This is a genomic window from Meiothermus sp. CFH 77666, from assembly GCF_017497985.1.
In the GTDB taxonomy this organism is placed as follows: Bacteria; Deinococcota; Deinococci; order Deinococcales; family Thermaceae; genus Meiothermus.
The window spans coordinates 23,903-50,874 of sequence record NZ_JAGDFV010000006.1 but is presented as its reverse complement, the minus strand read 5'-3'; the positions used below and the strand labels follow the sequence as shown (position 1 = coordinate 50,874).

The following is a 26,972-nucleotide window of genomic DNA, read 5'->3' as shown; positions in this document are numbered from 1 at the left end:
CCCGCTTATGCTTCTGCTGCTTCGGTTGTGGCGGCTACCTCGGTACTGGCGGGGGGAATTTCGCGCCCACCACCACGGGCCTCGACGATCAGGTCGGTCATGCGGCTCACGATGAGCTGAATCGAGCGAATGGCGTCGTCGTTGCCGGGTATGATGTAGTCGCACACGTCGGGGTCGGAGTCGGTGTCGGCCAGGGCAATCACCGGGATACCCAGCTTACGGGCTTCCTTGACCGCAATGGCCTCCTTGGTGGGGTCTACCACAAAGATGGCATCGGGCAGGCGGCGCAGCTTGCGGAAGCCGCCCAGGTTCTTTTGCAGGCGCTCGAGTTCGTGCTGAAGACGTACTTGCTCGGTTTTGACCCGCTCTTTGATCTCTTCCGAGGCGAAAAGGGCCTCGAGTTCGGCCAGGCGGTTGACCTGCGCGGTGATGGTGCGGAAGTTGGTGAGCATACCGCCCAGCCAGCGCTGGTTGACATAGGGCATTCCGGCGCGGTCGGCTTCCTGCTGCACGATTTCCTGGGCCTGCTTCTTGGTGCCCACATACAGGATGGTGGCCCCCCGCATGGCCAGGTCTTGCACGTACTTGAAAGTACGCTCGAGCTCAACCATACTTTTTTGCAGGTCAATGATAAAAATGCCGTTGCGCTCGGCGTAGATGTAGCGCTTCATCTTGGGATTCCAGCGCTTGGTCTCGTGACCGAAGTGTACGCCGGCCTCGAGCAGTTCCTTGATGCTTACGTTTGCAGCCATGTTTTCTCCTGACGGGACGGTTGGAGCGGGCGTTGATTTGTGCTGGTTGCGCTTTTGCCCTGGGTACCGTTCCCTAACCCCAGGTAGCGCTTGGCACACCCAAAAAAAGAGTATACCCGAGAGACACCCTTTACGGAAGTCCGCACGGTTGCTATACTCCTTGGTGCTGTTTGGCCCCTGGGGGCGTAGCTCAGCGGGAGAGCAGGTCCTTTGCAAGGACAAGGTCGGGGGTTCAAATCCCTTCGCCTCCACCAGGAAAGCTGATAGCCAATAGCGGATAGACGATAGCGAAATAGTTTCGCGATTGTTCGTGCTTTGCATCTTGCGTACTGCCTCGGTAGAGCGCCGGGTCTTTGCAGACTCGAAAGTTCCTATCTGCGCTTGCAATCAGCTATGGGCTATCGGCCATCAGCGCCTTATGCTGGAGGAATGAACACACCCGTTTGGGACGATGGAAGTTGGCCGGGTTTGCCCAGCCTGCAGGGTAAACTCGAGGCCGAAGTATGTGTGATCGGGCTGGGGGGGTCGGGGCTTTCGGCCATCCTCGAGCTGCTGCGGCTGGGTCGAACCGTGGTCGGGCTCGACGCCGGTTCGGTAGCGGGGGGAGCCGCGGGTCGCAATGGGGGGTTCTTGCTGGCCGGCATTGCTAAGTTTTACCACCAGACCGTGTCCGATCACGGGCGCGATCTTGCCAGGCGTCTGTACCAGGCTACCCTCGAGCAGATCGAACACATGAAAACCGAGACCCCCCAGGCCATCCGGCAGGTGGGTTCGCTGAGAATTGCGGCTTCGGCGGAGGAGCTCGAGGATTGTGAGCAGCATCTGCAAGCCCTGCGTGCCGATGGCTTTGCGGCTCTACCCTACGAAGGCCCGGAGGGACAGGGGCTCCTGATTCCAGGCGACGCCGCCTTCAACCCCTTACAGCGTTGCAGGGCGCTGGCGCGGCAGGCGCTGGACAGGGGGGCCCGGCTTTTTGAACACAGCCCGGCTTTGCTCATCAGCGGCCAGGAGGTACAAACCCCCCAGGGGCGGATCCTTTGTGAGCGGGTTCTGGTGGCGGTAGATGGTCGGCTCGAGCAGCTATTACCCGAACTGAAAGGCCGGGTGCGCACGGCCCGCTTGCAGATGCTGGCCACGGCCCCGGTGGAAATGCGCTATACCCGGCCCGTTTACCGGCGCTGGGGATACGACTACTGGCAGCAGTTGCCCGACGGACGCATCGCCCTGGGAGGGATGCGCGACGCGGGAGGTGAAGCCGAGTGGACCACGGAGGCAGCGCCGAGTGAGCCCGTGCAGGCCCGGCTGGAGCAACTGCTTGAACAACTGGGTGTCCAGGCCCCCATCACCCATCGCTGGGCCGCCTCGGTGGCCTATACCCCCACGGGCCTGCCCATTGCCGAGGAGGCACGGCCCGGCGTTTGGGCCATTGGCGCCTACAGCGGAACCGGAAATGCGGTGGGGGCCTTGCTGGGGCGGGAGGCGGCCTGGGTCTTGCACGGGGGCCGGATGCCCGGGGCCGTCTGGCTAACCTGAGCTTTTGTCGGCGGCCTGCCCTTTGGCCTTGTACATCTCGCGGTCGGCATGGCGGTAGAAGTGTCGGGGTCGCTGCCGTAGCGGTTATTTGATTATGGCAAAGGGTTGAGAGATGCTTTTGCTTAAGGCTTCAAGAGCTGGGGTGCACCGATGCCCTTAATTTGGTTCTCCTGGCCTTCATCTGATATACTCTCACCTTGCGTGACCCGAAAGGGTTGCTAGATTGTGTTGTGCCCCAACCCCACTGAAGCAAAACCAGGCCCTGGGGTGCAACCGAACCAGAAAGGAGGTGAGTATGCCACAATACGAGGTTAATTTGATCCTAAACCCCAACCTCGATGGGGCGCAGGCCGCCCAGGAGAAGGACATCATAAAGTCCGTCCTCGAGCGTCACGGCGCCCAGATCAAAAACATTGATGACTGGGGGAACCGTCGCCTGGCCTATCCCATCCAGAAAGATCCCGAAGGCAACGTGGTCTTCTACACCGTGGAAATGGCCGGGGGCAGCAACGCCGCGCTTCAGCGTGAACTGCGCTTGCGCGACCATGTGCGTCGTGTAACCATCCTCCGCGACCGTCCCGAATGGCGAAACAGCAAAAAGAAGAAATGAGCTGTTTGGCCCAACCTGAGTTCTGAGGCCAGAGACCATAACGGAACTCAAGGGCTGCGAAAAGCAGAAAGCCCCAAGCCGAAAGCTAAAGGCAAAATGCGAAACGCCTGAATTAAGATCTAATGAAAAGACCGAAACGAAAAAGGACTGATTGATATGGCTCGAGGCCTCAACCGCGTAACCCTCGTAGGCACCCTGACCCAAGACCCCGAACTGCGCTACACTGCCGGTGGCCTGGCTGTGATGGAACTTAACCTGGCCGGCAACGATGTCGTTACCGACGAGCAGGGTCAGACCCGCGAACCCGCCTGGTATCACCGGGTCAAACTGCTGGGCAAAAGTGCGGAGTTCTGGGGCGACACCCTGAAGGCGGGCATGGCCCTCTTTGTGGATGGCAAGCTCGAGTACCGTGCCTGGGAACAGGATGGTCAGAAAAAAAGCAGCCTGGAAATCCGCGCCGACCGCATGGAGATTGTGAGCCTGGAAGGCAAGCGGGGCCAGGTGACCATCACCGATGCCCGTGGACAGGAGCGTCTTAAGGACGGCCTCAATCAGGTGATGCTGGTGGGCAACCTGACCCGCGACCCCGAGCTGCGCTATACCCCCCAGGGAACCGCCGTGACCCGCCTTTCGCTGGCTGTGAACGAAAAGTTCACCACCCGCCAGGGCGGCGAGCAGGAAAAGGTGCACTATGTAGAGGCTCAGGCCTGGCGCGAGCTGGCCGAGTTTGCGGCAGAACTCAAAAAAGGAGACGGAGCGTTCCTAATCGGACGCTTGGTGAACGACTCCTGGACCGCTCAGGATGGCACAAGGCGCTACACCACCCGTGTAGAGCTTTCCCGCCTCGAGCGACTTGCCCGTGGAACTGGACAAAGTACAGGTGGAAACAGTTCCCAAAGCGCTGCAGCCGCAGCCAAAGGCCGTACGGGCAAGGTAGATATTGATGAAGGCTTGGTAGACGATTTCCCACCTGAGGAGGATTTACCGTTTTGAGCACCAAGAAGATGTCCAACCGTGGCGGCGCCAAAGGCGACCGCCAAGACCGTGAGCGGGGCGAGCGCGCAATGCGCCGTGGCCGTAAGCCCAAAGTGGCTGCGGCTGTGGGAGCCTTCGACCTCAACGATTTCAAGAATGTGGATATCCTCAAGCGCTTCCTGTCCGAAACCGGCAAGATTCTGCCACGTCGCCGTACCGGACTCAACGCTCAGGAGCAGCGCAAACTGGCCCGCACCATCAAGCGGGCGCGTATGATGGGCCTACTGCCCTTCACCGAGAAGCTGGTTCGGAAATAGGGAGAGTGGAAGATGAAAGTGATTCTGCTTGAACCTATGGAAAACCTGGGTGATGTGGGCGCAGTGGTGAACGTCAAGCCGGGGTATGCCCGCAACTACCTGCTGCCCCGGGGGATCGCTACCCTGGCTACCGAGAGCAACCTCAAAACCCTGGAAGCCAAAATTCGCGCTCAGGCCAAGAAAGCCGCCGAGCGCAAGGCCGAGGCCGAGCGCCTGAGGGAGCTGCTGGAGCCCATTACCCTAGTCCTCAAGGTTAAGGCCGGCGACCAGAAAATTTACGGCTCGGTGACCAGCCGGGAAATTGCCGCCGCCCTCGAGGCCCAGCACCAGATCACCATTGACCCTAAGAAACTAGCCCTGGAAAAGCCCATTAAAGACCTGGGCGACTACGCCCTGGCCTACAAGCCCCACCCTGAGGTGCCCATGACCCTCAAGGTCTCAGTGGTGGCCGACAAGGCCTGAGGATACTCAGCCTTTACCCGCCTGCACAAGGCGGGGTTTTTGTTTGCCTCAGAGCGGTTCCCACGAATACCCAGAACAGCGGGTTTTGCTGTTCTGGGTAAAACAGTCCGCATCGCAGGTGGAGTGTTTGTGGGAAACGCGATCAAGGCATGGCCATAAAAAGCTGGACAGTGTATGGCCCAACCCGGATGGTCTGGTTGAGGAACTCGAGCTGAACTGGCAGCGAGATGGCAAACCCGCTTCTGGGGTCGCGAAGATTCACCACCCAGATTCCATCCGGCAGGCCCGACCATAGCACCACCCCCCTGGCATCGGTGACCTGCAGGGCAGGCCGAACGTTGGTTGCGATGGGGCGACCCTCCGGGCCACGGCGACCCAACGTGGCAATCAGGCCCTCGGCAGGCTTGTTTTGTATCTGCACCTGTATTTCGATGGTGATTCCTGCCCCTTTGGGCTCCTCCGGTTGGCGTGGTGGGGGGATTGGGGCGGGTTGGGCCAGGGCCAGACCCGCAACCAGCAAAACAAGCAACCGGCGCATGAGACCAGCATAACCCCAGAGGCTGAGGAGCCCCTGGGGCGAGATTAAGCTTGGAATTAGTAATTCGCCTTCACGTAGTCTACGGCGGCATTTGCGTCCACCAGACCGTAGCCGAACTGCCCAGGTGTGCTGGCCTGGTAGTCGGGCTTGGCGAGCTGCCCGGTCAGGGTTGCATTGGCGGTTTGTTCCAGCGCAACCCGCACCTGCAACGGGGTCAGGCTGGGCTTGGCGCTAAACATCAGGGCCACCACTCCGGTCACGTGGGGCGCGGCCATGGAGGTACCTTGCAGGAAGCCGTAGGGGTCGCCGGGGTTGCCCTGTTCCTGGGGTATGGTGGAGAGAATGGCGTTGCCGGGGGCAATCACGGTTACGTAGGGGCCGGTGCTCGAGAAGGCCGTGCGCAGGTTATTGGCGCTCATGGCCCCCACCCCAATTACGCCCGCGATGGTGGTGCTGTTGCGTACCGGATCGGAGGGGGGGTTGCCGGCGTCGAAAGAGTTGCCGGCTGCAAACACATAAACGTGCCCCTTGGCAGTGCCGTACTTGAGCACATCCTCGAAGGCCTTGCTTTTTTGCGAGCCACCCCAGGAGTTGTTGGAGACCTTGGCCCCACAGTCGGCTACATACTTAAGAGCTCTGGTGAGCATGTAAACGGTTCCCCCAAAGTACGTCAGACCCTTCACGATGAGTAGTCTGGCCTCGGGGGCCACTCCTACCACACCCATGTTGTTGGCGGCAGCCGCCACGGTGCCGGCGGTGTGGGTGCCGTGGCCGTTGGTATCGGTGGGGTCGGTGTCTTCGTTGGCAAAGTCGTAGCCGTGCAGACCAGGGCAAAGCGGGTTTCTAGGGTTGGGGTTGCGCCACAGGTTGGGGGCCAGGTCGGGGTGGGTTAGGTCGGCGCCGTCGTCAATGACCCCCACCAGCACGCCCCGCCCCGTTACGCCACCGGCCCAGGCTGCCGGCGCGTTGATGCGGTGGATACCCCATAGCCAGGGCACGTTGTTATAGGTAAAGACCCCCCGCAGCACGATGGTAAAAGGCAGCGGCCCGGCCAGGGTCGTTGCCAGGGGGGTGCCCAGGGCTGGCCCTGCGGTCACGGTACCAACAAAGTTGAAATTGCGGGTCTGGGTACCGCTGGCGTCCACCAGGCTGGTGTTCTGGCTGATGCCGGTGAGGCTGGCCGTCCAGGTGCCGGTAGAGCAGGTGGCATCGCAGGGGTTGCTGCCCAGGGCGGTGGGCTTAAGGGTGAAGGGGCCGGTGTAGCTGCCGTTGCTTTGCAGGGTGCCCTGCCCCAGCAGGTTCAGGTCGGGGCTCAGGGCTACCGCTACGCTGATGCTGGCCCCGCTCGAGGAGACCTGAGCCGCGACGGGTATGTCGGTAGTACCAACCCGAATACTGGCCCGCACCACCCCGCTCACCCGCAGGCCGGTGGGGTTGTGGGCGCCGGCTGTGGCAAAAGCATCTCCCGGCGGAATCTGGGTCAGGTAGGGATCGGAGGGGCTAAGCTGGGCCGAGGGGCCCGATGCCCGGTGGAGCTGCACCTTCTGGCGCTCGTGGGGAATCCAGAAGTTGGGTTCGGCGTACTCAACCCCAGCCTGGGAGGCATACTGCTCAATAAACCGTTGCTCCTGCCCTTTGGGTACGCTAACCAGGGCCAGGGTGCCCCAGTCGTCGCTGCCGGTGCTGGCCTTGATCTGACTATTCGACAAGGCTGTTATGGAGCTCATGGAGACGCCCCCGCGGTACTTGACCAGAATTTCACCGGCTACCGCCTGGCTACCGCCAATGCTGGTCAGATCGGGTTGCCCCTGAGGAGGCTGGGCATGGCGTGAACCGCCACAGGCGGCGAGAAGGATTGCAGCGATGCTCAACAAAACCATCTTTTTCATCCTTATCACCCCCTTAGTTGCCCGTCTGGAAGGCAAATGTTTCACTGCCGGAGAAGCGGTACCCTTTCTCGAGCAACTGTACCAGGAAGGTAGAACCGGGTGACCAGCCGGTTTGGGGCACATACCCCACCGCATTCAAGAAAGCCTCTGCCACCTGGCCGCGCCAATCGTTCGCCGGGTTGCTCTGGTAACGGGTGTTGCGATAGGAATTCAGGGTGCCCAGATCCACATAGCGGGCCGCCAAGTGTGCGTCGGGGTCTACCGAGATGAGGTCAATCATCTGGGCGTTCTCGTCGGCGGCCACATCCCAGAAGTAGACCTTGTTGGGCTCGAGCTTGATCTGGTAAATGTTCAGAAAGGTTTCGGGGGTGTAGGTGGTCAGGATGGGCGCGCCGGTATCGCCGTCGTAGAGGGTCACCGTATAGATCGCCGGGCGATCCACCGCTTTCCACGACAGGCGGGGATTGCGACTGACATTGGTGGCGCCATTGGCCGGGGTTTGCAGCACCGGCACCGCCATGAAGTCGGCTTTGTTGGCGGTCAGATTGGTACCGTTAAACCAGCGATACACCACCGAGAACGCTGCCAGGTTGCCTGCTGCATCAAACTTGAGGGCCTGGCTTTCGGTAGCGATGGTCTGGCCTTGCTTGCCGGCGGGAATCCTATAGACCCGCAGGTTGCGGGGCCCGGCAGTGAAGTCGAAGTAGGTGCCCAGGGTGATGCTGCCGCCCGTCACCGAGGGTTCAAAGGAAACCTCGGTCAGTGAAAGAGCATTGCCGGTTGGGCTGAAGTCGAAGCCGCCGGGGGTCAGGGCCGAGGTGTCGTGGCTGAAGGGAATCGTCACCACGTTTGGATTGCTGGCCGGGTCGAAGTTCTGTAAGCGGATGGGGTCGGTCAGGTTGGTGATCTGGCCGTTGTTGATGAAGGTCTTGACCTGGGGGAGGTAAGCAAACTTGCTCCAGAAGAACTCGCTGGCGGTGGCCGGATTGCCGGTATCGGTTCCGGTGAAATTGCCCGCCCAGACGAAGCCCTCGGTGGCAAACGAGTTGACGCTGCTAATCACGGGCATCAAAAAGTTCCCACCTGCGCCGCTGATTACGCCCTGGATTCCCCGATAGGTCAGGAGCCCGGTCTCCCCGGGCCGCAAGGGGACTGCCGCCAGACTCAGGCCGGGAGGCCGAGAGCCATTGCAGGCGGCGGGGGAGGTGCGGTTGGGGGCGCTGCTGCCCGAGAGCGGAGTGCCTACCACTGGGGTGGTTCCGTCCGTATCTACCAGTCGCCCAGTGATGCAACCAAAGCGGGGCGGAGCCACGGGGTTGAGAGCTTGGGGGCCACCGGGCAAATAGATGTTGAGCTCACGCGAAGCACCCAGATTGGACACGTAAGCTGAAAGGGGCACGCTATCGTAGCTGAGGGCGCGCAGACCCATGTTGCCGGGGGGTGGAATCACCAAAATATCGAAGCCCCAGGGCTTGCCCTTGACGGGAATTTTGAAGGAGCCGTCTACCCCACTGATGGCGGTGGCCTTGACCTGACCAAAGTTCAAAATAATGGTGGCGCCGGCCAGGGTACTCCCCCCCGAGCGAGCGGTCTGGTAGACCCGGCCCTTGATGTGCGAGATGTTGACCCGCACATTGGTACTGCTACTCCGTACGCTGCCATTGCTCATGGTGGCGCGGGCGCTGAAAGTCATCTCGCCGTTGTGGTCTACGGTGAGCTGAACCTCCTGGACAAAAGGTGCAACGAGGTCTTCGCCAATTTTGCGGCTGCCTTCAAAAAACTCGACTTTGCTGACCTCGCCGCTCACTTGGGCTGAGAGCTGGATGCTGCCTTCTTCGGTCACCTCAGCAAGGCTGCTGTTGAGCTGGAAGGCATTGGAGGGCTGATTGCTACAACCCACCAACACCACACTCCCCAGCAAGCTCACCCACAAAGCCCTGTTTAGCATGGAACCTCCTGGCTTTTCCTCAAAGAAACTTCAGGTTTACCAGACCGAAATGTTGGCTTTTTTGCGAACCACCCCCTCGAGGCGCATATTTGTTGGACAGTGCAAAATATATAACGTTGTTAACAAATAATTAACACCTTAGGTGCGTGACCTCAAAACGTTACGTTAGGTAACGAACTGATTCGGAATAAATGTGTTTTCCTTGTTGATTACAGGAAACGGTAAGTTATGAAAAGGTGCAGTCGGGTATCAGATAAGGGCGGCATTAGCAATGGATTAAGTTGCTTTAGCTTGCAAAGTCTGGCAGTGTCCGAAAATACGGATTTTGTGGTTTACACCACAATGTATGGATGTTCTGGTAGCCGTTCAGGAAGTCTGTGCAGAACCTCAAGTTGTAAGAGCCAGGTCAAAGCACTTCGAGTGATTTCAGGCGCTCGGCGTAAACAGCCCTGGCCCGTTCCGCCAGAGGGGCGCTCAGAACCCAGCGAAGCCGGGCGGCATCGGGGGTTTTGTCGTACCAGAGATCAAAGACCTCGAGCAGTGTTGCGTGGTGGGTTGGGGCTGCTATTTTTTCGATAGATTGACCGCGCTGAACCCGGCCCTCCTCGAGCACCCGGGCATAAAACCCAGGACGACCTGCCTGCCGAAACTTCTTGACGAAATTGGGGTCGCCCATGCGGGCGGCCAGCGTGGCGCAGGGAATGCGGGGAGCGGATACTTCCAGCAAGACCGGGCCCACCCGAAAACGGTCCCCAATACGCACTGTCCCCTCGCCGAAGCTCGAGAAGGTCAGGTTCTCGCCAAAAGTACCGGGCTCGAGCCCCTCGCCGAGCTGCTCCATCCACCAGTCGTAATCCTCCGCGCTATACACATACACGGCCTGGTCGGGGCCGCCGTGGTGCTCCTGGTCATCTACGTGGTCGCCTGATAGTCCTAAAGTGGATATTTGCGCTCTCTCCACAGGGTTTTTGTAGATGCCGGTGACTGTGGGGCGATCGCCTACTTGTAAGGACTGCGGACGGCCAATGTTAATGGATAGAAGCTGCACGGTGATTTACCTCGGGAAGGCTTCTTTGGAGTGAAGCATACGGTGTGCCGCAAACCGCCATAACAAGAGCAGCAAAAGGGTTGTTGCAAGGCTGACCGTCCAGAAGACCAGGTAGCCAGTATCGAAAGATTTTTGCAAAACCATGAAACGCAGCCAGACCCCGGTGCTGACCGCAATGGCCCAGGTGTAGAGCAGGTTTTGCCAGGTGGGCCGGGTGTAGGTACGCAGAAACGGTGCAATAAGCCACCAGACCAACAGTATGGGCAGTGCGTTGCGGACGATACCGGAAAGGCTTACCGGCTCGCCATGGCTTTGCAGGCCGATGATGGCAAAAAGCACGATACAAATTGCATCGCCCCAGGCCAGCAGGCGAGCGGATTTGCGGGTTTTTACGGCGCTGGACATACCTGGGAAGTCAGGCCCGCCTACTCGGCCTTTACAGCCTCAAAAAACACCTTTTCGGCGCGGTAGGAGCTGCGTACCAGGGGGCCGCTGAAGACCTCCATAAAGCCCTCTTCATAACCCCAGTCGCGGTACTTGGCAAACTCCTCCGGCGTCACGTAGCGCTCGACGGGCAGGTGGTGTTTGGTGGGGCGCAGGTACTGCCCGAAGGTTACGATATCCACCCCCACGGCCCGCAGGTCGCGCATGGCCTGGCGAATCTCGTCGTCGGTTTCTCCCAGGCCCAGCATCAGGCTGGACTTGGTGAGCACCTCGGGGCGCACCTTTTTGGCGTGCTCGAGTACCCGCAGGGTCTGGTCGTAGCCGGCCCGGGGGTCGCGGACCCTGGGGGTCAGGCGGCGGACGGTCTCGAGGTTGTTGGCAAACACGTCCTGGCCGCCCCCCAGCACGGTTTCCACGTCGCGCAGGTTGCCCTGGAAGTCCGGGGTGAGGGTTTCGACCTTGACCGAGGCATCGAGCCGCTTAATTTGCCGCACCACTTCGGCAAAGTGCGAGGCCCCGCCGTCGGGCAGGTCGTCGCGGTCTACCGAGGTCAGCACCACGTACTTCAGGCGCATCTCGGCTACCGCCTGGGCCACGTGCAGGGGCTCCTGGGGATCCACCCAGCCCCTGGGGTTGCCGGTATCCACCGCGCAGAACTTGCAGGCCCGTGTACACACGCTCCCCAGCACCATGATGGTCATGGTGCCGTGACCCCAGCACTCGCCGATGTTGGGGCACATGGCCTCCTGGCAGACGGTGCTGAGGCGCAGGCGCTTGGTCAGCTCCTTGAGGTGCTGGTAGTTGGGGCCGGTGGGGACGGTGGCGCGGAGCCAGGCGGGCTTGTGGCGGTCTACGGGTTCCGGGCGTTCCTGGGCAACCCCGTTGGGGATGACCTTGAGTTCGATCAGGCCGCCGTGCTGGAAATCCTCGAGCTGTATGGTTTTGAGTTTGCTCATGCCAGTTCCTTGGTAGCTGTCTGCTGGGGCTCGAACGATGGGAAATGTTGCTCAAAGGCCTGAATGACCCGCTCCATCACCTCGTTCATGCTAACTTCCCGGCCCAGGATTTTCTGGAGCGAGGTTACACCTTTGTCCTTCAGGCCACAGGGCACAATCAGGTTGAAGTCGTCCAGATGGGTGTTCACATTGAGGGCGAAGCCGTGCAGGGCCACATCCTGCTTGACCGCCACCCCAAAGGCGCAGAGTTTTTCTTCGATATCGGGCCAGCCCGCCACGGGCGCAGGTTTGCGAATCCAGACCCCGGCGTAGCCCGGTGTGGCGTAGGTCTCGATGCCGTAAGTGCTGGCCACCTGCATGATGACCTGCTCGAGCTGCCGCAAAAACCCCCGTACCTGTCGCCCCACGGGGAAGATGGGGTAGCCCACCAGCTGGCCGGGGCCGTGGTAGGTGACGTCGCCCCCGCGCTCGATGCTAAAAAGCTCAATGCCCTGGGCCTGGTACTGCGCCTCGCTCAAAAGCAGGTTCTCCGGCTTGGCAGCCCGTCCCAGGGTGATTGTACGGGGGTGCTCCAGTAGCAGCAGGGTGGGTTTGCGCTTCCCGGCCACCACCTCGGCATGAACCTGTTTCTGATATTCCCAGGCCTGGCGATAGGGCAGCAGGCCCAGCCTCTCCACCTCGAAGGCGGCACTCATACCCCTAAAGCATACTCCTGGCCCGTCCATTGCACAGGAACGAAGTCACAGAGGGTTGAATGAGGCGGTACGTGTCCGGTGATTGATTGTCGCTTGGATCTGTACTCGACAATCCTGCCTGGAGCTGGCTTTTTTACAGGTGAATCACCGAACTTGCAGGGCCTGGAAGGCTTCCTCGTACTCGAACTGGTTCAGGCCCCGGCCAATCACCACCAGACGCGAGGGGGCGGTTGCGGGCTCTTTGGATTGCTCGAGGCTGAAGATTTCCCGCACCGACTGGTAGAGCACCTGTTTATCAAAACCCTTCACGCTGAGGAACCCCTTGGCGCGGAAAACCGCATCGGGCCTGGAGATGAGGTACTGGTCAATAAACTCATTTACTTTCTGGCGCTCGAGCAGACGCTCAGCCGTCAGGGTGAAGGTCTGTACGTTGGGCGTGTGGAGGTGTGCGTGGTGGGGCGGTTTCCAGTCCAGGTCAAAAGCCCGCCTGTGCAGGACGTCCTGTGGGCTCACCCTGGACTGGGCCGTGCTGTAAATCTGGGCCAGGGGGTTGATTTTCCGGATGAGGTTTTCGGCCTCGGCCACCTGTTCGGGGGTGGCCAGGTCGGTTTTGTTGAGCACCACTGTGCTGGCGTAGGCGAGCTGAACGGCGCCCTCGGGGCCGTCGCGCAGGGTTTGCTCGAGGTTGCGGGCATCGGCCACCCCAATGATGCCGTCTAGCTCGAATTTCGTGCGAGTAAACGGATCCATTACGGTCTGGGCTACCGGCACCGGGTCGGCCAGGCCCGAGAGCTCAATCAGGATGTAGTCGGGCTTGTCCTTCCTCGAGATAATTTTGAACAGAGCAGAAACCAGATCTTCGCGCCCCACACAGCACAAACAGCCATTGGACAGCTCGGCGATGCCGTCGGTGTCCACATTCTCAATGAGCGAGCCGTCAATGCCGGTTTCGCCAAACTCGTTGACGATAATTCCAAACCTGTGATGGCCACTGCCGACCAGATGATTGACCAGGGTGGTCTTGCCGGCCCCTAAAAAACCGCCAATCACGCTGACCGGGATGCGCTTTTGAAACTGCGTCATGGCCCCTACCATACCTCAGGCAGTTCAATCTGGCGCGACGAGCTTTACATTTGGCCGGCTCTCCATAATGATAACCTGTTCTCGGCAAGGAGCGAGATGTGAAAATCAAGACGCACTGGGTTATTCGCTTTGAATACGTTTTGCGGATCAACGGCGAGGTCGTGGATCGCAGCCCAGCAGGCCATCCCCTTACCGTCCTGACCGGTTTTGCCCCGAGCCTGCCCCTGGGGCTGGAGGCAGCCCTGGTGGGCAAAGCACCCGGTGCGTACCACTGGGTCGTGCCACCGGAACAGGCCTGTGGCCCCTACGACCCGGCCAGGCGGGTCGTGGTGGAGCGTCGGCAGTTGCCCGAAGAACCCCGGTTGGGCGCTGTATTCACGGCTGAAAGCGAGGATGGACAGACTTTGCTGTACCGGGTGGTAGCTGTGGAGGGCGATGTGGTCACGCTTGACGCCAACCACCGATGGGCGGGCCAAACCCTGGAGTATGACGTGACTATCCATGCAGTTCGGCCCGCCGAGCGGGATGAGGTGGCCCACGGCCACGTGCATGGGGAGGGTGGGGTGATTCACGAGCTGTAGTTGGATTGTGGGCTTGCAGAACGCCACCCAGGGTTACAGGTTCAGACCTCGAATCTTTTTCTGGGGAGAGAAGTCCCCTGGGTGTGTGCATAGGATAGAGCTGTATGACACCGGTTTTGGTCACGGGCGCGCTGGGCCAGGTGGGTTCAGAGCTGGTTCCGGCGCTGCGGTCACGCTACGGAGTGGATCAGGTACTGGCCACCGATTTGCTAAGCGGCGCACCCGACCACCCTTCGCTGGGGGGCCCCTTCGAGCAACTGGACTGTACCGACGGGGTAGCGTTGCGAGGGGTGCTCGAGCGCTACCGTATTAAGGCCATCTACCATCTGGCCGCCATTCTTTCAGCCAGGGCTGAAGCCGAGCCCCAGCTAGCCTGGCGGGTCAACATGGAGGGGCTTTACAACGTGTTGGAGGCAGCGCGGCAAGTGGGAGCACAGGTCTTCGTGCCCAGCTCGATTGCAGCTTTTGGTCCCAGTACCCCCCACGACCCCACGCCCCAGGACACCATCCAGCGCCCTAACACCCTCTATGGCGTGACCAAGGTAGCGGGCGAGTTGCTGTGCGACTACTATGCCCAGCGTTTTGGCCTGGACGTGCGGGGCCTGCGCTATCCTGGCCTGGTCTCCTACACCGCACCCCCGGGTGGGGGTACCACCGACTACGCAGTGGAAATTTTTCATCATGCACTTATAAAGGGCCAGTACACCTGCTTCCTGGGACCCGATACCCGGCTACCCCTGATGTACATGCCCGACGCCATTCGGGCGACTTTGGAACTGATGCAGGCCGACCCCGCGAAGCTCCGCCATCGCAACGCCTTCAACATAGCGGCCTTTAGCAGCACGCCCGCCGAACTTGCCGCCGAGATTCAGAAGCACCGACCTGACTTCAAGGTGTTCTACGCGGTAGACCCGGTTCGCCAGGCCATTGCGGAGTCCTGGCCGCATACCCTGGACGATAGCGCCGCACGCGAAGAGTGGGGCTGGCGGCCCCAGTTCGACCTGAGGGGCATGACCCAGGACATGCTGGAAAAGTTATCCGCACGCATTTTGCAAAGGGAGGCTTGATATGCCGCTAAGTCGCTTGACACCGGTGTTGCGCCAGAGTGTGGAGGCCCTCGAGCGAGAAGGCCGCCGCAAGGGGTATGAAGCGGTGGTGGTGGGGGTCTTGCCTCCAGAGGGTGCTCGAGGGCCGCGCTATCTGCTGGAAGGATATGGGGCCAAGCCTTTCCTGCGCATGAACTCCAACAGTTATCTGGGGCTGTCAGGGCACCCCGCCCTCAAGAAGGCCGAAGAAGAAGCCATCGAGCGCTTTGGGGTGGGGCCGGGGGCGGTGCGCTTTATCAGTGGCACCTATAAGACGCATGTGGAGCTCGAGCGGCATCTGGCCGATTTCCACCACCGCGAGGCCGCCATGATTTTCTCTTCGGCCTACGCCACAGTGCTGAGCGTGGTGGTGCCCCTGACCACCGACCAGACCGTGCTCATCAGCGACGAGCTCAACCACAACTGCATCATCAATGCGGTGCGTCTGGCGAGGCCCCTGGAGAAAATGGTCTACCGGCACCTCGATCTGCACGACCTGGAACAAGCCCTGCAAAAGGCCGCTGCACTTCGGGCCCGGCGGGTGCTGGTTCTGACCGATGGGGTTTTCAGTATGCGCGGCTCCCATGCGCCGCTGGCGGAAATATCCGCACTGGTGCAGCAATACGATAGCCAGTTTGCCGAGAATGCCCTGCTGGTGGTGGACGACTCGCACGGGGTGGGCGCTTTTGGCCCCACAGGCCGGGGAACCGAAGAATACACCGCTACCAGGGCCGACATCCTGATCGGGACGCTGGGCAAGGCCTTTGGGGTGAATGGGGGATATGTGGTCGGCCCCAGCGACCTGATCGCCTATTTGCGGGAAACCTCGCCTATGTACATCTACTCTAACCCCATCACCCCAGGTGAGGCTGCTGCCGCCAGGGCCGCGCTGGAACTGCTACAAGCCCTCGAGGGTCAGGAGCGCTTGCGCCACCTGCAAGCCATGACCCAGCGATTTCGCCAGGGGCTTCTTTCCCTGGGCTACGAGTCTTTTCCGGGGGCGCACCCGGTGGTACCGTTGGTGCTGAGGGATAGAGCCCTGACCAACCGTCTGGTTGGCTATTTGCGAGAACATGGCGTTCTCGCCACTGCCATCGTGTATCCAGTCGTACCAAAAGGCGAAGACTCCATCCGTTTCCAGGTTTCTGCCGAACACACCCAGGCCGATATAGATGAAGTGCTAGGTATTTTGCAGGCGTTCAAGCATGATGTCCTGGGCACCTGATAGTCGGTTGGCTTGATTTTTGAACGGCGCTCTCCCTCGAGGTTGGCGTTGTTGATCCCCGTTCACAGACTGAAGAACAAGCCCGCTGAGATTTGCTTCCGGTCTTCAGCTACCGGCTACTGGCCCTAGGGTCTCACCGACTCGTACTCGTTGACAAGGCAAAAAATAGCGCGCACTGAAACACATTCGAAGCCACGTAAACCTCCCAAAATGGCTGGATAATACGGTGTTGGCTCTTTAGGCCCTCTATCATGTTTGCAACTATGGATCGGGTGGCGGTGTTTATTGATGGCAGCAACCTGTATAAAGGTCTGGTTTCCACGCTGGGAACCGACTATAGGCTGGATTTTGTCGCTTTCGTCTCAGCGCTAGCGGCGGGGCGTTCGTTATTGCGGGCGTACTACTACAATGCACCCTTGCCCAGCGAAGACCCAGCGGCCAAGGCTCATCAGAGCTTTTTGAACTACCTGAAGCGGGTGCCCTATGTGATGGTACGGCTGGGTCGGCTGGAGCGCCGGGGCGAGGGTTTTATTGAAAAGGGTGTGGATATCCAGATTGCCATAGATATGCTCAAACTGGCCTACGCCGATGCCTACGATGTGGCGGTACTGGTTTCGGGCGACGGCGATTTCGCCGAGGTGCTTAAGGTCATTCAGGATATGGGTAAGCAGGCCGAGAACACCACTTTCCAGGTGCTCTCATCGTACCGCCTCGCCCAGCAAGCCGATAAATATTTTCCTCTGGACGAACTTCCCTGGGAGCGTCTGCGGGCCAGGAGCTTTGAAGCCGAGGCTTTTCCGTTCCAGGACTAAAAAAACACTTTATCGAAGTTTCCACACCGCGATCACGCAGGGGTCAATGGGGGAGATGAGGTGGGGCTGCTCGAGGTAGGCGGCTTCCCCCTTGCGCAGGTGCAGGTAGCTTTGGTCGGGCAGATCGATTACCACTTCGCCCTCGAGCAAAACATACAAGCGGGCCTCGCTTACCTGCTCGGGCTGGGTTAGCAGGTAGGCACGAAACCCCTCGAGGCCGGGGAATCGGGCTTCTCCCTGCTTTTTGGCTAGCCGCACAAGATGGAGTTTCATGCTCGGGCTTGCTCAGGCCCCGACGGTTTCCTTGCGGGCTTTGCCATACTCCATGCGCAGCTTGAACATGGCCTGGCGGAAGAGTTTGAGGGCTTCCTCCTCCGATTTGCCCATGGCTTTGGCAACCTCGGCCACGGCTTTTTGCTGCCCCTTGCTGCGGCGGGCGATTTCGCTTTGTTCGGCGGTCAGACCGGCCTGGCCGATGAAACGCTCGAGGTCGGCCCAGGTTGCACTGGGTTGGCTAGGTTTGGGTTTTTGGGCCTTACCTTTGGCTCTGGCCTTCACCTTGGGCCCTTCTCCCTCGCGGGCGGCTTTGCTTTTGCCGTACTCCATGCGCAGCTTGAACATGGCCTGGCGGAAGAGCTTGAGGGCGGTTTCTTCGGGGAGGTTGAGCTCTTTAGCCACCGCAGCAACGGCCTTCTGCTGGCCCTGGGTGCGCCGGGCAACCTCGGCCTGGTCGGACGGGAGGCCGAGTTGGGCGATTAGGGGCTCGAGGTCGGCCCAGGTGGCCGAGGGTCTGGTGGTTTTTTCGCCACGCTTGCGCTTGGCCTTGCCCTTCCCTTCACGCTCGGCCCGACGCTCATTCAGGGCTTTCAGATCGGGGCCGCCATAGCGCTCGCAACTGGGGTTGGAGCAGGCTCGCTTACCCGAGCGGCCTTTGGCCATCTCGTTCCAGCCGCAGATGGGGCACTTTTCGGGCACCAGCGGATCAAAAACCAGGAAGTCGCAGCTCTGATTGTTGCAGCGATAATAGGGTTTGCCCCGCTTGCTGGTTTTTTGCACCACTTCGCCTGCATGGCACTTGGGGCACTCAATACCGGTGGAAGGGGCTTCGTCGCGGGTGTATGTGCATTCGGGGTAGCGGTTACAGCTAATGAAAGCGCCATAGCGCCCGTGGCGTCGAACCAGTTGCCCCTGCTGGCAGGACGGACAGGTCTCACCGATAGGCTCGGGTTCCTTCTTGATTTCCAGTCGTTCGGTGTACTTGCACTCAGGATAGCCGGTGCAGCCCAGGAACTGACCGAACCTCGAGACCCGCAGCTCCAGCGGACGCCCGCACTTCGGACAAAGTTTCTGGGGAACCTTGTTGTAATCCTTCAGGAAGGGCTCGTAAAACTCCCGTACCACTTTGGGCCAGGCAGCTTTGCCGGCCTCAATGTCGTCGAGGCGGTTTTCGAGCTGGGCCGTGAAGTCATAGGCCACCACGTCGGGGAAACTCTGCACCAGGTAGCCCGTCACCTCGCGCCCCAGCGGTGTGGGTTTGAGCGATTTGCCGGAACGCTCGAGGTAGTTGCGGCGCTCGAGGGTTTCAATAGTCGGGGCATAGGTCGAAGGCCGCCCGATGCCCATTTCCTCGAGTACCTTGACCAGGCTGGCGTCGGTGAAGCGGGGAGGTGGCTCGGTAAAGTGCTGTTCCGGCTTGACGCTTAGCAGGCTGGCCGCAGCGTTCTCTCGCAAGGGGGGCAGCAGGTTCTCCGCATCGTCGCCTTCCTCGCGCCCGTAAACCCTCAGATAGCCATCAAACTTCAGCACCGACCCCACCGCTCGGAAGACCAGCTCATTGCCGGTCACGTTTACGGTGGTCTGGTCGAAAATTGCAGGGGTCATCTGCGAGGCCACAAAGCGTTGCCAGATGAGCTGGTAGAGCTTGAACTCCTCGTCTTCCAGGTACTTCCGGATAGAATCGGGGGTTCGGGTAACCGAGGTAGGGCGGATGGCCTCGTGGGCATCCTGGGCATTGGCGGCCTTTTTGCCCGCGTAGATGTTGGGTTTGTCGGGTAAGTAGCTGGATCCGAAGTGACTGGGGATGAACTGCCGCACCTCGGTGAGGGCTTCCTGCGAGACCCGCGTCGAATCGGTACGCATGTACGTGATAAGGCCCACCGTGCCCTCGGGCAGATCCACCCCTTCATAGAGCCTCTGGGCAACCCGCATGGTGCGGCTGGCCGTCCAGCCCAGGCGGCTGCTGGCGGCTTGCTGGAGGGTGGAGGTGATAAAGGGTGGGAGGGCGTTGCGGCGGCGTTCACGACGCTCGATGCTGCTAATCCGGTAGTTCTGGATGGCCTGCGCTTGACGGACGATTGCCTGGGCCTGGGCCTCGTTGGTGATGAGGTACTTTTCGCCGCTTTGAACACGCTCCTGGTTCACGCTGTAAAGCATGGCCTTAAAGGGCTGGCCCTCCGATTTGAACTGCCCCTCAATGGTCCAGTACTCTTGCGGCACAAAGGCTTCAATTTCCTGCTCACGCTCCACCAGTAGCCTGAGTGCCACCGACTGCACCCGGCCCGCCGACAGCGCTCTACGCCGAAACTCCATGCTGAGCACCGGCGAAAGCTGATAGCCTACCAACCGATCCAGCACTCGCCGGGCCTGCTGGGCATCCACCAGCCTCTGATCAATGGGCCGAGGTTGTTGTACCGCCGCCCGCACCACCTTGGGGGTAATTTCGTGGAACTCTACCCGTAAGGGGTTTTGGGGGTTCAGCCCCAGCAGCCGGGCCACATGCCAACCAATGGCTTCGCCTTCGCGGTCGGGGTCGGTGGCGATGAGCACCCGCTTACCCCGGGCGGCTTTTTTGAGGTCATCCACCACCGGCTGCTTATCCTTTTTAATTTCGTACTGCGGTGTGAAGTCGGCTTCAATATCCACACCCAGGTCGCGTTCGGGCAGATCGGCTACGTGGCCCTTGCTGGCCCGTACCTCGTAGCCTGCCCCTAGCATCTTTTGAATGCTCTTGGCCTTGGCAGGCGATTCTACAACAATCAGGGTCGAATCCGGCATACGGCTAAGTATATGGATATGGGGCGGGCAGTTTGTCAAGGGCTTGATGCATGGGTCGTATCCATAAACTAGGTTGAAAATTGCCTGCTAGATAGGTTTATCTGAGATTTACAGACTAAATTTTCTCAGCCGGGTCTGTCGGCCTCCTTTTGTAACTCAAGCAACTTTTGCCTTGGGATTGCCTGATGGTTCATACCCGCTTTGCCACTCCAGATAACGCTCGAGTTTACGCCATCTGTGGCATAAATTCTCTTACCATGAGGTATGTCCATTCAAATACGAATCAAAAATTTGTTGGTGCAAATTGAGGCGGAGAGTTTTCGTTTGTGCCGGGTCGAGTCGCACCCCGCCTTCAAGTCCTGGGTTAGCCGAGAACCTAAACTGAGCGAAGGGCTGGCGAGTGTACGGAAATTTTGGCAGATTTTTTGCGAGTATGTGAGCCACGACGACCCTTTGGTGCCGCAGTATATTGACCAGGTCGAGAAAACTACCAACGATATCTCTCGTAGCATTGACCAGATGTACCAGGCGCTGGGCTTTGAGCAACCCTCGAGCACCCGCAAACCGAACTAAGCCGCCCCAAATCTACCCATACAGAAACGGAAAACAAACCTAATCCTAACAAATTACCTGTGCATCGTCATTGAAAACCGCGACCCTTCGGCTTTGCCGAAGGGTCGAAATGAAGGTATGGTGTGGCTATTTACACGGATTTCTTGTGATTCATCTTGTGGATGAAAAACCCGGGTAGTTATGGGGAAGCAGCCCACGCTCGAAAGCGGCTTTGCTGAGTTCTTCGCGGAAGTTGGGGTGGGCAATGCTGATAAGGGCTTGGGCCCGCTCGCGCAGGCTCTTGCCAAAAAGCTCGGCTACCCCATATTCGGTCACAACATAGTGGACATCGGCCCTGGTTGTCACAACCCCTGCACCGGTTTTTAGCAGCGGGACAATGCGACTAAAAGTGTTGTTCTTGCCGCTACTGGGCAGTGCGATGATGGGCTTGCCGCCATTGCTGGCCGCTGCTCCTCGGATGAAGTCGAGCTGTCCGCCGAAGCCGGAGTAGATGCGGGTGCCGATGGAGTCGGCGCAGACCTGACCGGTGAGGTCAACCTCGAGGGCAGAGTTAATGGCAATCATGTTGTCGTTGCGAGCCACTACAAAGGGGTTGTTGACCCAATCGGCGGGTCGCATCTCGAAGAGGGGGTTGTTGTGGACGAAGCGGTAAAGCCGTTCGGAACCGAGCACGAAGGTACCCACCACCTTGCCCGGCAGCAGGCTCTTACGCTGCCCGGTCACGATGCCTTTTTCCAGGGCTTCCATCACGCCATCGGAAACCATCTCGGTGTGGATACCAAGGTCTTGCCGTCCGGTCAGGTTGGCCAGCACGGCATCGGGGATGGCCCCAATACCCATCTGCAAGGTACAGCCATCATCAATCAGGTCGGCCACATACTGGCCAATTCTGGCCTCTACCTCTCCAAAAGTGTCTCGAGGCAACACCGGTAGCGGGAAGTCTACCTCAACAAAGGCTGCAAATTTGGAAACATGCACAAAGGTGTCTCCCAGGGTACGGGGCATTTGTGGGTTCACCAGGGCAATAACCCGCCGGGCATTCTCTACCGCCGCTTTGGTTGCAATAATTTCCACGCCCAGGCTTACAAAGCCAAATTCATCCGGGGGAGAGACCTGCACCAGGGCATAATCGAGCGGCAAAACCCCCCGCTTGAATAGCCACGGAACCTGATGCAGCGAGATGGGCACGTAGTCGGCCCGCCCGCTATTGACGGCTTCCCGATCGGCGGGGCCTACGAACAGGGAACGGCGGCGAAAGTGGCCCTCCATCTCAGGAGCCAGGAAGGGGTCGGAGCCCAGTTGGAGCACGTGAACCAGCTCCACGTTTACCAGTTCATCTTTGCGTTTCGCCAGGGCTTCCAGGAGGGGAGTGGGGGTGGCGGCGTTGCCCGAGACGAAGATCCTCGAGTTGCTCTTGACCAGCCCTGCGGCCAGCTCGAGGTCAACCAGCTTGCTTTGATAAACCTTCTCTACTTCACTCCGCCCGAGGGCTTTACCCGTACGTGAAATCAGTTCCATGAACCCATCCTAACCTGCCCAAACAGGACAGATGACAGGGGGTTGGGGGAAGGGAAGTGGGGAAGAAAAAGACGCTGTACCGATAAAGAAGTTTTGACCCAGACGATACACCATGCGCCGTAGGGCTGTGCGGCCCAACACACCATTTCGCTCCAGGCCGTAACGCGAATATAACGCTCGAGCCGCTACGCTACAGGGCATGAAAGGGGGAGTCATGCGCCCAAAGGCGGTGACACTCATTGTCCGAATGTGGCAAGGGCCCGATGGCACCGTGAAGGCATCTGTCAAACCCGCCGATGGCGGCGAGATCCAACATTTTCCCGATCTGGCGGCCTTGCTACACTACCTCGAGCAGACCCAGCAAGCGTTCGATGCAAAACCGGGGGAACCGCAGGGCTTACGCTAGGGTTGGGACTTGGTTGTAGTTGAGCTGGTGCCGGTCAGTTGTCTGGCTTTTGCGTCTGGCAAAATGAACCCTGCCGAAACCACATACTTCAGCGCATCTTCGATGCTGATGTCTAGCGGAATTACGTCTGCAGTGGGGACAACTATGGCCATCCCCGAGGCCGGTACAGGGCTGGTCGGAACCAGCACCACGGTGTAGCCCTCCGGCAAGGGGGACAGTCTCCTCCCCACCTCCGGGCTGGCGATAAAGCAGAGCACATATAAGCCCTTGCGGGGATACTCGACCAGAGCAGCCCTCTGGAACTGCACCTCTGGTTGCCCTAACAAGGTGTGAGATATTTGTTGAACCGCGTTGTACACCTCGCGTACCAGCGGGATGGATTTGATGCTACGGTCAATGGCCCCGAAAATTAACCGGCCAACATAGTTGCCGGCGAGCGCTCCTACCAGCGCCACCAGTCCAAGGGTTGCCACAATTCCTAAAATCGGCAGGAAGGGCAACAGCCACCGGGAGGGTTCTGCATCTACTGTACGTAAAATGCTTCCAATAATGTTGTTCGACCAGTTGTAGACCCATACCAGTACATAAACGGTCACGGCGATGGGAAGCGTGGAAAGCAGACCGGTCAGGAAGTAGCGACGGAGTCTGGAACCCATATACCTCAAGAGTCTAAGGCCGGAGGGCCCCTTGAATAGGGTTTCCCTCACCGACGGATGCAGCATGGGGGCCTACCGCACCCGCCGGTGTGGCTTGCCAAGTGCTCTCATGATGTGTTTGAGATTGGTACCCATAAAGTCCCCCTTCTTACCTAAGCCTGCTACACTCAGTCCCGTGAATGCCTTTGCCGATTGGCTTTTTGTGGTGGTGTGGATAGTGGCGCTATTTGCCACCTTTATCCCGGTGGCGCCTGCCGGATTCATCATCGTGGGGACGGCCTTGCTGCACGAACTGTTGGTGGGGTTTGGCGAGATTTCCCTTCCGGTCTGGGTTGCTCTGGCAGTTTTGACGGTTTTATCTTCGCTGGTGGACAATATCGCAGGCGCGTTGGGGGCCAAACACTTCGGAGGCAGCCGACAGGGAGTATGGGGTGCATTTATAGGGGGCATTATGGGTATTTTTGTACTGCCCCCGCTGGGGTTGTTTCTGATGCCCTTGGTGGGCGCCTATGTGGGTGAACTGGTGGCGGGCCGTTCTGCCGAGGCTGCCTTGCGCGGAGCCTGGGGGGCTGTACTGGGCTTGCTGGGAGGGCTGGCGGGAAAATTTTTGATTCACCTGCTGATGGGGGTTCTGGTTATCCAGGCCATTTTTTAGGTATCAGTTGGTAAGTCGAGCATTTCTTCGGCCTCGCTTTGGGCTTTCGGCAATCCATCAGATGTTTGCAGGATACCGATCTACCGCCCTCGAGGTTCTTTCAACCGCTTTGGGAGATAAGGGCTATACTTGGACTTCAGATGGGGTATGTTCTCATCAGTCGGAAAGGTTGCCACCTCTGCGAGGAAGCCGAAGCCTTGCTGAAAGCGCAGGGCATCGCGTATACCTTTCAGGACGTAGATGCCGATGAGCACTTGAAAAAGGTCTATACCTTCCGGGTTCCGGTGCTGCTTAAAGAGGGCAAGGTGCTCTTAGAGGGCAAGTTTACACCGGAGCGCCTGGCCAGGAAGGTATCTTGATAGCCGGAGGCTTATGTGGATCCAATCCTGATCGAAATCGGTTCGCTGCAAATACGCTGGTATGGGCTTTTCCTGGTTCTGGCGATATTTGCTTCTTTCGAGATTGCCAAGCGAATTCTGAAGGGCTGGGGCCTTGACCCCGACCGCTTTGAGCAAATTGCCTTCTGGGCCGTTATCTGGGGGGTGATTGGGGCCAGGGTAGGTTATGTGCTAACCAGCCCCGGCGACTTCAGCAGTAACCCCGTTTCGGCCCTTTACATCTGGCAGGGAGGCCTTTCTTTCCACGGGGCCATTATTGGGGGCCTGATTCCCTTCATCTACCATTACTACCGTCATAAAATCCCGGTCTGGGCCTATCTGGATGCGGTAGTGCCGGGCATTGCGATTGGTATTGCGGCAGGGCGGTTGGGCAACATCATGAACGGCTCCGACACCGTGGGACGCCTGACCAACTGGCCCATTGGGTTCACCTGGCCGGCTTCGGCCAGCGGGTTTCCGGGGGTCTGCCCTGGCATCAACGATATCAGCGAGGTGGTTCGGTGTGCTCCAGAGGCCATTGTGCGCGGCCCGGTTCACTTCACCCAGCTTTATGGGGTCTTGATTGGGGTGGTGCTGCTACTCCTGTCTATCTACTGGTTGCGGCAGAACCGGGCCTACGGCTACGTTTTCTGGCAGTTTGTGCTCTGGTATAGCGTGTTGCGCTCGGTGTTCGAGGAGACCTTCCGCCTCAATCCACTGTGGATCAAGGCATATGTGAACGAACAAGCCGGTATCGGTCTTTTTACTGCAACCCAGATTATCTCGGTACCGCTGGTAATTGTGGCTATCGTCTTCCTGATGCGATGGAAGGGGCAGCGCGAGAACCCTCCCAGCCCGGTAGGGCCGGTTACGGTGGGGCCAGCGCCCAAGCCCGGCTCTTCCAGAAAGCACAAAAAACGTTAGAGCCTGCTCTGATTCCAGGTTCCCGTGTTTATAGAACGGGAAAATAGACCCTCGAGCTCCCTTTTTGGCAATACAATCGGTTAGATATGGCACATGCTGTGGTGATTCTTGCAGCGGGCCTGGGAACCCGCATGAAGTCCAAACTACCCAAAGTCCTGCACCCTTTGCTGGGAAAACCCCTGGTGGGCTACTGCATAGATACTGCCTTTGCCAGCGGAGCCGAAAAGGTGGTGGTGGTCATCGGCCACGGGGCCGAGCGGGTGCGTCAAACCTTCGAGGGCTACCCCAACCTGCACTTTGTGGTGCAGGAGCAACAACTGGGTACGGCCCACGCCCTGGCGCAGGCCCAGCCCGTGCTGGCAGGTTTCCAGGGCCCTATTGTGGTAACCCAGGGCGATACCCCCCTCACCCGGGTCGAGACCCTCACAGGCCTGGTGGCTGCCATGCAAGCCGAGGGAGCCGGGATGGCCCTGCTCACCATGCGCCTGGACGACCCCACCGGTTACGGACGCATCCTGCGAGACGAACAGGGCCAGATTCTGGGCAACGTCGAGCAAAAGGATGCCACCCTCGAGCAGCAGGCCATTCGGGAGATCAACCCTGGCGTCTATTGTTTTGACCCCACCCTGTGGGAAAAGCTAAAGCGGGTTGGGAACCAGAACGCTGCGGGCGAATACTACCTGCCCGATCTGATTCGTATTTACCGCGAGGCGGGTCAGAAGGTCGCATCTGTAGAGTCGAAGGACACCGGCGAGCTGCTGGGGGTGAACTCCCGCGCTCAACTGGCCGAAGTGGAAAGGGTGTTGCTCCAGCGCCTGCGGGCCGACTGGATGAACCGCGGGGTGCGGATGATTCAGCCCGAGACCATCTACCTAGAGCCTGGTGTGGAGCTGGCGCCGGACGTAACCCTGTGGCCGGGGGTGATTCTGCGGGGCCAAACCCGACTGGGCGAGGGGGTGGAGGTGGGGGCTTATTCGGTGCTCACCGATACGGTGGTCGAGGCGGGGGGCAAGATCAAGTCTCATACGGTTTGCGACGAGGCCTATGTCTCGAGCGGGGCCGATGCCGGGCCGTTTGCCCGCCTGCGGCCCAAGGCCTACCTGGAAGAGGGCGCCCACGTGGGCAACTTTGTTGAACTCAAGAATGCCCGCCTGGGCAAGCGGGCCAAAGCCGGGCACCTGGCCTACCTGGGCGATGCCGAGGTGGGGGAGGAGTCCAACATTGGCGCCGGGGTGATTACCGCCAACTACGATGGCCAGCGCAAACACAAGACCACCATCGGCAAGCGGGTGTTTGTGGGCTCCAACAGCGTTCTGATTGCACCCGTCACTCTGGCCGACGGCTCCTTTATTGCCGGTGGCAGCGGCATCAACCAGGACGTACCCGAGGACGCGCTGGCCATTGCCCGCGAACGCCAGCGAAACATTGAGGGTTACATGAAACGCAAACGGGGCGAGGGGTCTTAGGCTACCCTATGATCTCCCTGGGCCGAACCCATTTGCCGACCCTTGTGTTTTTTCGCGCTTTTTTGATGCGGGGTGCCTGCGCTTTCAGATGGGCTTCAGCCAACGGAGTAAACTGGGGATAGGAGTGTGCTATGAACCTGGGAATGACGGAAATCCTGATCATCTTGCTGATTGCCTTGCTGCTTTTTGGCCCGCGCAAGTTGCCCGAACTGGGGCGTAGCCTGGGGCAGAGTATCCGCGAGTTCCAGCGGGGCGCCAAAAGCATCCGCGAGGAGTTTGAAAAAGCCGCCGACGTGAAGGAGTTCAAAGAAATCAAGGAAGAAATCAGCAAGCCTCTGGAGGAGATCAAGAAACCCCTCGAGGCCAGGGAAGAATCTAAATCCTGAAGGG

The 26,972-nt window shown here is 59.5% G+C and carries 29 protein-coding genes and 1 tRNA gene; 17 read left to right on the top strand and 13 right to left on the bottom strand.

Annotated elements, in window-relative coordinates; all coding sequences use genetic code 11:
* Nucleotides 1–5: 5 nt before the first annotated feature.
* A complete protein-coding gene (gene rpsB, locus J3L12_RS04835) occupies nucleotides 6–752 on the bottom strand; it encodes a 30S ribosomal protein S2 (protein ID WP_208013909.1) in 747 nt (248 codons plus the stop codon).
* Nucleotides 753–931: 179 nt separating this feature from the next.
* Here rpsB and J3L12_RS04830 point away from each other — a divergent pair.
* From J3L12_RS04830 to rplI, 6 genes are all read left to right on the top strand, one after another.
* Nucleotides 932–1,006, top strand: a tRNA-Ala gene (locus tag J3L12_RS04830).
* A 175-nt stretch (nucleotides 1,007–1,181) separates the two neighbouring features.
* Nucleotides 1,182–2,285 (top strand): FAD-binding oxidoreductase, encoded by a 1,104-nt coding sequence (locus J3L12_RS04825; RefSeq protein WP_208013908.1) that lies wholly within the window; start codon nucleotides 1,182–1,184, stop codon nucleotides 2,283–2,285.
* Nucleotides 2,286–2,580: 295 nt separating this feature from the next.
* The gene (gene rpsF, locus J3L12_RS04820) at nucleotides 2,581–2,895 is read left to right on the top strand and encodes a 30S ribosomal protein S6 (protein ID WP_208013907.1); all 315 of its coding nucleotides are present in this window, start codon (nucleotides 2,581–2,583) and stop codon (nucleotides 2,893–2,895) included.
* 156 nt (nucleotides 2,896–3,051) lie between these two features.
* Entirely contained in the window at nucleotides 3,052–3,888 is an 837-nt protein-coding gene (gene ssb / locus J3L12_RS16900) for a single-stranded DNA-binding protein (RefSeq protein ID WP_208013906.1), read from the top strand.
* 71 nt (nucleotides 3,889–3,959) lie between these two features.
* Nucleotides 3,960–4,187 (top strand): 30S ribosomal protein S18, encoded by a 228-nt coding sequence (gene rpsR, locus J3L12_RS04810; protein WP_208013978.1) that lies wholly within the window; start codon nucleotides 3,960–3,962, stop codon nucleotides 4,185–4,187.
* A 12-nt stretch (nucleotides 4,188–4,199) separates the two neighbouring features.
* On the top strand, nucleotides 4,200–4,649 hold the full coding sequence (rplI, locus tag J3L12_RS04805) for a 50S ribosomal protein L9 (protein ID WP_208013905.1): 450 nt from the start codon (nucleotides 4,200–4,202) through the stop codon (nucleotides 4,647–4,649).
* 142 nt (nucleotides 4,650–4,791) lie between these two features.
* Here the strand turns inward: rplI and J3L12_RS04800 are convergent, their stop codons facing one another.
* The 8 genes from J3L12_RS04800 to J3L12_RS04765 form a co-directional block, all read right to left on the bottom strand.
* Nucleotides 4,792–5,187: a hypothetical protein gene (locus J3L12_RS04800; RefSeq protein WP_208013904.1), complete on the bottom strand. Its 396-nt coding sequence runs from the start codon at nucleotides 5,185–5,187 to the stop codon at nucleotides 4,792–4,794.
* A 56-nt stretch (nucleotides 5,188–5,243) separates the two neighbouring features.
* Nucleotides 5,244–7,076, bottom strand: a complete 1,833-nt coding sequence (locus tag J3L12_RS04795; protein WP_243454943.1) for a S8 family serine peptidase — start codon at nucleotides 7,074–7,076, stop codon at nucleotides 5,244–5,246.
* Nucleotides 7,077–7,089: 13 nt separating this feature from the next.
* Entirely contained in the window at nucleotides 7,090–9,024 is a 1,935-nt protein-coding gene (locus tag J3L12_RS04790) for a hypothetical protein (protein ID WP_208013903.1), read from the bottom strand.
* Between the two features lie 406 nt (nucleotides 9,025–9,430).
* On the bottom strand, nucleotides 9,431–10,072 hold the full coding sequence (locus J3L12_RS04785; protein WP_208013902.1) for an MOSC domain-containing protein: 642 nt from the start codon (nucleotides 10,070–10,072) through the stop codon (nucleotides 9,431–9,433).
* A gap of 6 nt (nucleotides 10,073–10,078) precedes the next feature.
* Nucleotides 10,079–10,477, bottom strand: a complete 399-nt coding sequence (locus J3L12_RS04780; RefSeq protein ID WP_208013901.1) for a DUF3054 domain-containing protein — start codon at nucleotides 10,475–10,477, stop codon at nucleotides 10,079–10,081.
* Between the two features lie 20 nt (nucleotides 10,478–10,497).
* Nucleotides 10,498–11,472 (bottom strand): lipoyl synthase, encoded by a 975-nt coding sequence (gene lipA / locus J3L12_RS04775; RefSeq protein ID WP_208013900.1) that lies wholly within the window; start codon nucleotides 11,470–11,472, stop codon nucleotides 10,498–10,500.
* The gene (gene lipB / locus J3L12_RS04770; RefSeq protein ID WP_208013899.1) at nucleotides 11,469–12,167 is read right to left on the bottom strand and encodes a lipoyl(octanoyl) transferase LipB; all 699 of its coding nucleotides are present in this window, start codon (nucleotides 12,165–12,167) and stop codon (nucleotides 11,469–11,471) included. The genes lipA and lipB overlap by 4 nt, the downstream gene beginning before the upstream one ends.
* Before the next feature lie 144 nt (nucleotides 12,168–12,311).
* On the bottom strand, nucleotides 12,312–13,250 hold the full coding sequence (locus J3L12_RS04765; RefSeq protein WP_208013898.1) for a GTP-binding protein: 939 nt from the start codon (nucleotides 13,248–13,250) through the stop codon (nucleotides 12,312–12,314).
* Nucleotides 13,251–13,348: 98 nt separating this feature from the next.
* Here J3L12_RS04765 and J3L12_RS04760 point away from each other — a divergent pair, with 98 nt between their 5' ends.
* The 4 genes from J3L12_RS04760 (at nucleotide 13,349) to J3L12_RS04745 (ending at nucleotide 16,953) form a co-directional block, all read left to right on the top strand.
* Complete coding sequence (locus J3L12_RS04760; RefSeq protein WP_347708841.1) at nucleotides 13,349–13,831, top strand: peptidylprolyl isomerase; 483 nt, start codon at nucleotides 13,349–13,351, stop codon at nucleotides 13,829–13,831.
* 104 nt (nucleotides 13,832–13,935) lie between these two features.
* Nucleotides 13,936–14,898: an L-threonine 3-dehydrogenase gene (locus J3L12_RS04755; RefSeq protein WP_208013897.1), complete on the top strand. Its 963-nt coding sequence runs from the start codon at nucleotides 13,936–13,938 to the stop codon at nucleotides 14,896–14,898.
* A 1-nt stretch (nucleotide 14,899) separates the two neighbouring features.
* Complete coding sequence (locus tag J3L12_RS04750) at nucleotides 14,900–16,141, top strand: pyridoxal phosphate-dependent aminotransferase family protein (RefSeq protein WP_208013896.1); 1,242 nt, start codon at nucleotides 14,900–14,902, stop codon at nucleotides 16,139–16,141.
* Nucleotides 16,142–16,404: 263 nt separating this feature from the next.
* On the top strand, nucleotides 16,405–16,953 hold the full coding sequence (locus J3L12_RS04745) for an NYN domain-containing protein (protein WP_208013895.1): 549 nt from the start codon (nucleotides 16,405–16,407) through the stop codon (nucleotides 16,951–16,953).
* Nucleotides 16,954–16,962: 9 nt separating this feature from the next.
* Here J3L12_RS04745 and J3L12_RS04740 read toward each other — a convergent pair whose 3' ends face one another.
* Both J3L12_RS04740 and topA read right to left on the bottom strand, forming a co-directional pair.
* Entirely contained in the window at nucleotides 16,963–17,226 is a 264-nt protein-coding gene (locus J3L12_RS04740) for a hypothetical protein (RefSeq protein ID WP_208013894.1), read from the bottom strand.
* Nucleotides 17,227–17,238: 12 nt separating this feature from the next.
* The gene (gene topA / locus J3L12_RS04735; RefSeq protein ID WP_243454942.1) at nucleotides 17,239–20,007 is read right to left on the bottom strand and encodes a type I DNA topoisomerase; all 2,769 of its coding nucleotides are present in this window, start codon (nucleotides 20,005–20,007) and stop codon (nucleotides 17,239–17,241) included.
* Between the two features lie 297 nt (nucleotides 20,008–20,304).
* Here topA and J3L12_RS04730 point away from each other — a divergent pair, with 297 nt between their 5' ends.
* Nucleotides 20,305–20,580, top strand: a complete 276-nt coding sequence (locus J3L12_RS04730) for a hypothetical protein (protein ID WP_347708840.1) — start codon at nucleotides 20,305–20,307, stop codon at nucleotides 20,578–20,580.
* A gap of 150 nt (nucleotides 20,581–20,730) precedes the next feature.
* On the opposite strand, the gene J3L12_RS04725 is transcribed toward J3L12_RS04730, so the two are convergent.
* The gene (locus J3L12_RS04725) at nucleotides 20,731–22,098 is read right to left on the bottom strand and encodes an acetyl-CoA hydrolase/transferase family protein (RefSeq protein ID WP_208013892.1); all 1,368 of its coding nucleotides are present in this window, start codon (nucleotides 22,096–22,098) and stop codon (nucleotides 20,731–20,733) included.
* A gap of 199 nt (nucleotides 22,099–22,297) precedes the next feature.
* Between J3L12_RS04725 and J3L12_RS04720 the strand changes: the two genes are divergently transcribed.
* Nucleotides 22,298–22,504 carry a hypothetical protein gene (locus tag J3L12_RS04720; protein WP_243454941.1) on the top strand — a complete coding sequence of 69 codons (207 nt, stop codon included), beginning with the start codon at nucleotides 22,298–22,300 and terminating at the stop codon, nucleotides 22,502–22,504.
* Here the strand turns inward: J3L12_RS04720 and J3L12_RS04715 are convergent.
* Complete coding sequence (locus tag J3L12_RS04715) at nucleotides 22,501–23,160, bottom strand: DUF502 domain-containing protein (RefSeq protein WP_208013891.1); 660 nt, start codon at nucleotides 23,158–23,160, stop codon at nucleotides 22,501–22,503. The genes J3L12_RS04720 and J3L12_RS04715 overlap by 4 nt on opposite strands.
* Nucleotides 23,161–23,335: 175 nt before the next feature.
* On the opposite strand from J3L12_RS04715, the gene J3L12_RS04710 reads away from it, so the two are divergent.
* From J3L12_RS04710 to J3L12_RS04690, 5 genes are all read left to right on the top strand, one after another.
* A complete protein-coding gene (locus J3L12_RS04710; protein ID WP_208013890.1) occupies nucleotides 23,336–23,815 on the top strand; it encodes a DUF456 family protein in 480 nt (159 codons plus the stop codon).
* Between the two features lie 140 nt (nucleotides 23,816–23,955).
* A complete protein-coding gene (locus J3L12_RS04705) occupies nucleotides 23,956–24,174 on the top strand; it encodes a glutaredoxin family protein (RefSeq protein ID WP_208013889.1) in 219 nt (72 codons plus the stop codon).
* A 15-nt stretch (nucleotides 24,175–24,189) separates the two neighbouring features.
* Nucleotides 24,190–25,116, top strand: coding sequence for a prolipoprotein diacylglyceryl transferase (gene lgt, locus J3L12_RS04700; protein ID WP_208013888.1), 927 nt, complete (start codon nucleotides 24,190–24,192; stop codon nucleotides 25,114–25,116).
* Nucleotides 25,117–25,202: 86 nt separating this feature from the next.
* Nucleotides 25,203–26,582, top strand: a complete 1,380-nt coding sequence (gene glmU, locus J3L12_RS04695; RefSeq protein ID WP_208013887.1) for a bifunctional UDP-N-acetylglucosamine diphosphorylase/glucosamine-1-phosphate N-acetyltransferase GlmU — start codon at nucleotides 25,203–25,205, stop codon at nucleotides 26,580–26,582.
* A gap of 131 nt (nucleotides 26,583–26,713) precedes the next feature.
* Nucleotides 26,714–26,968, top strand: a complete 255-nt coding sequence (locus J3L12_RS04690; RefSeq protein WP_208013886.1) for a twin-arginine translocase TatA/TatE family subunit — start codon at nucleotides 26,714–26,716, stop codon at nucleotides 26,966–26,968.
* Nucleotides 26,969–26,972 lie beyond the last annotated feature (4 nt).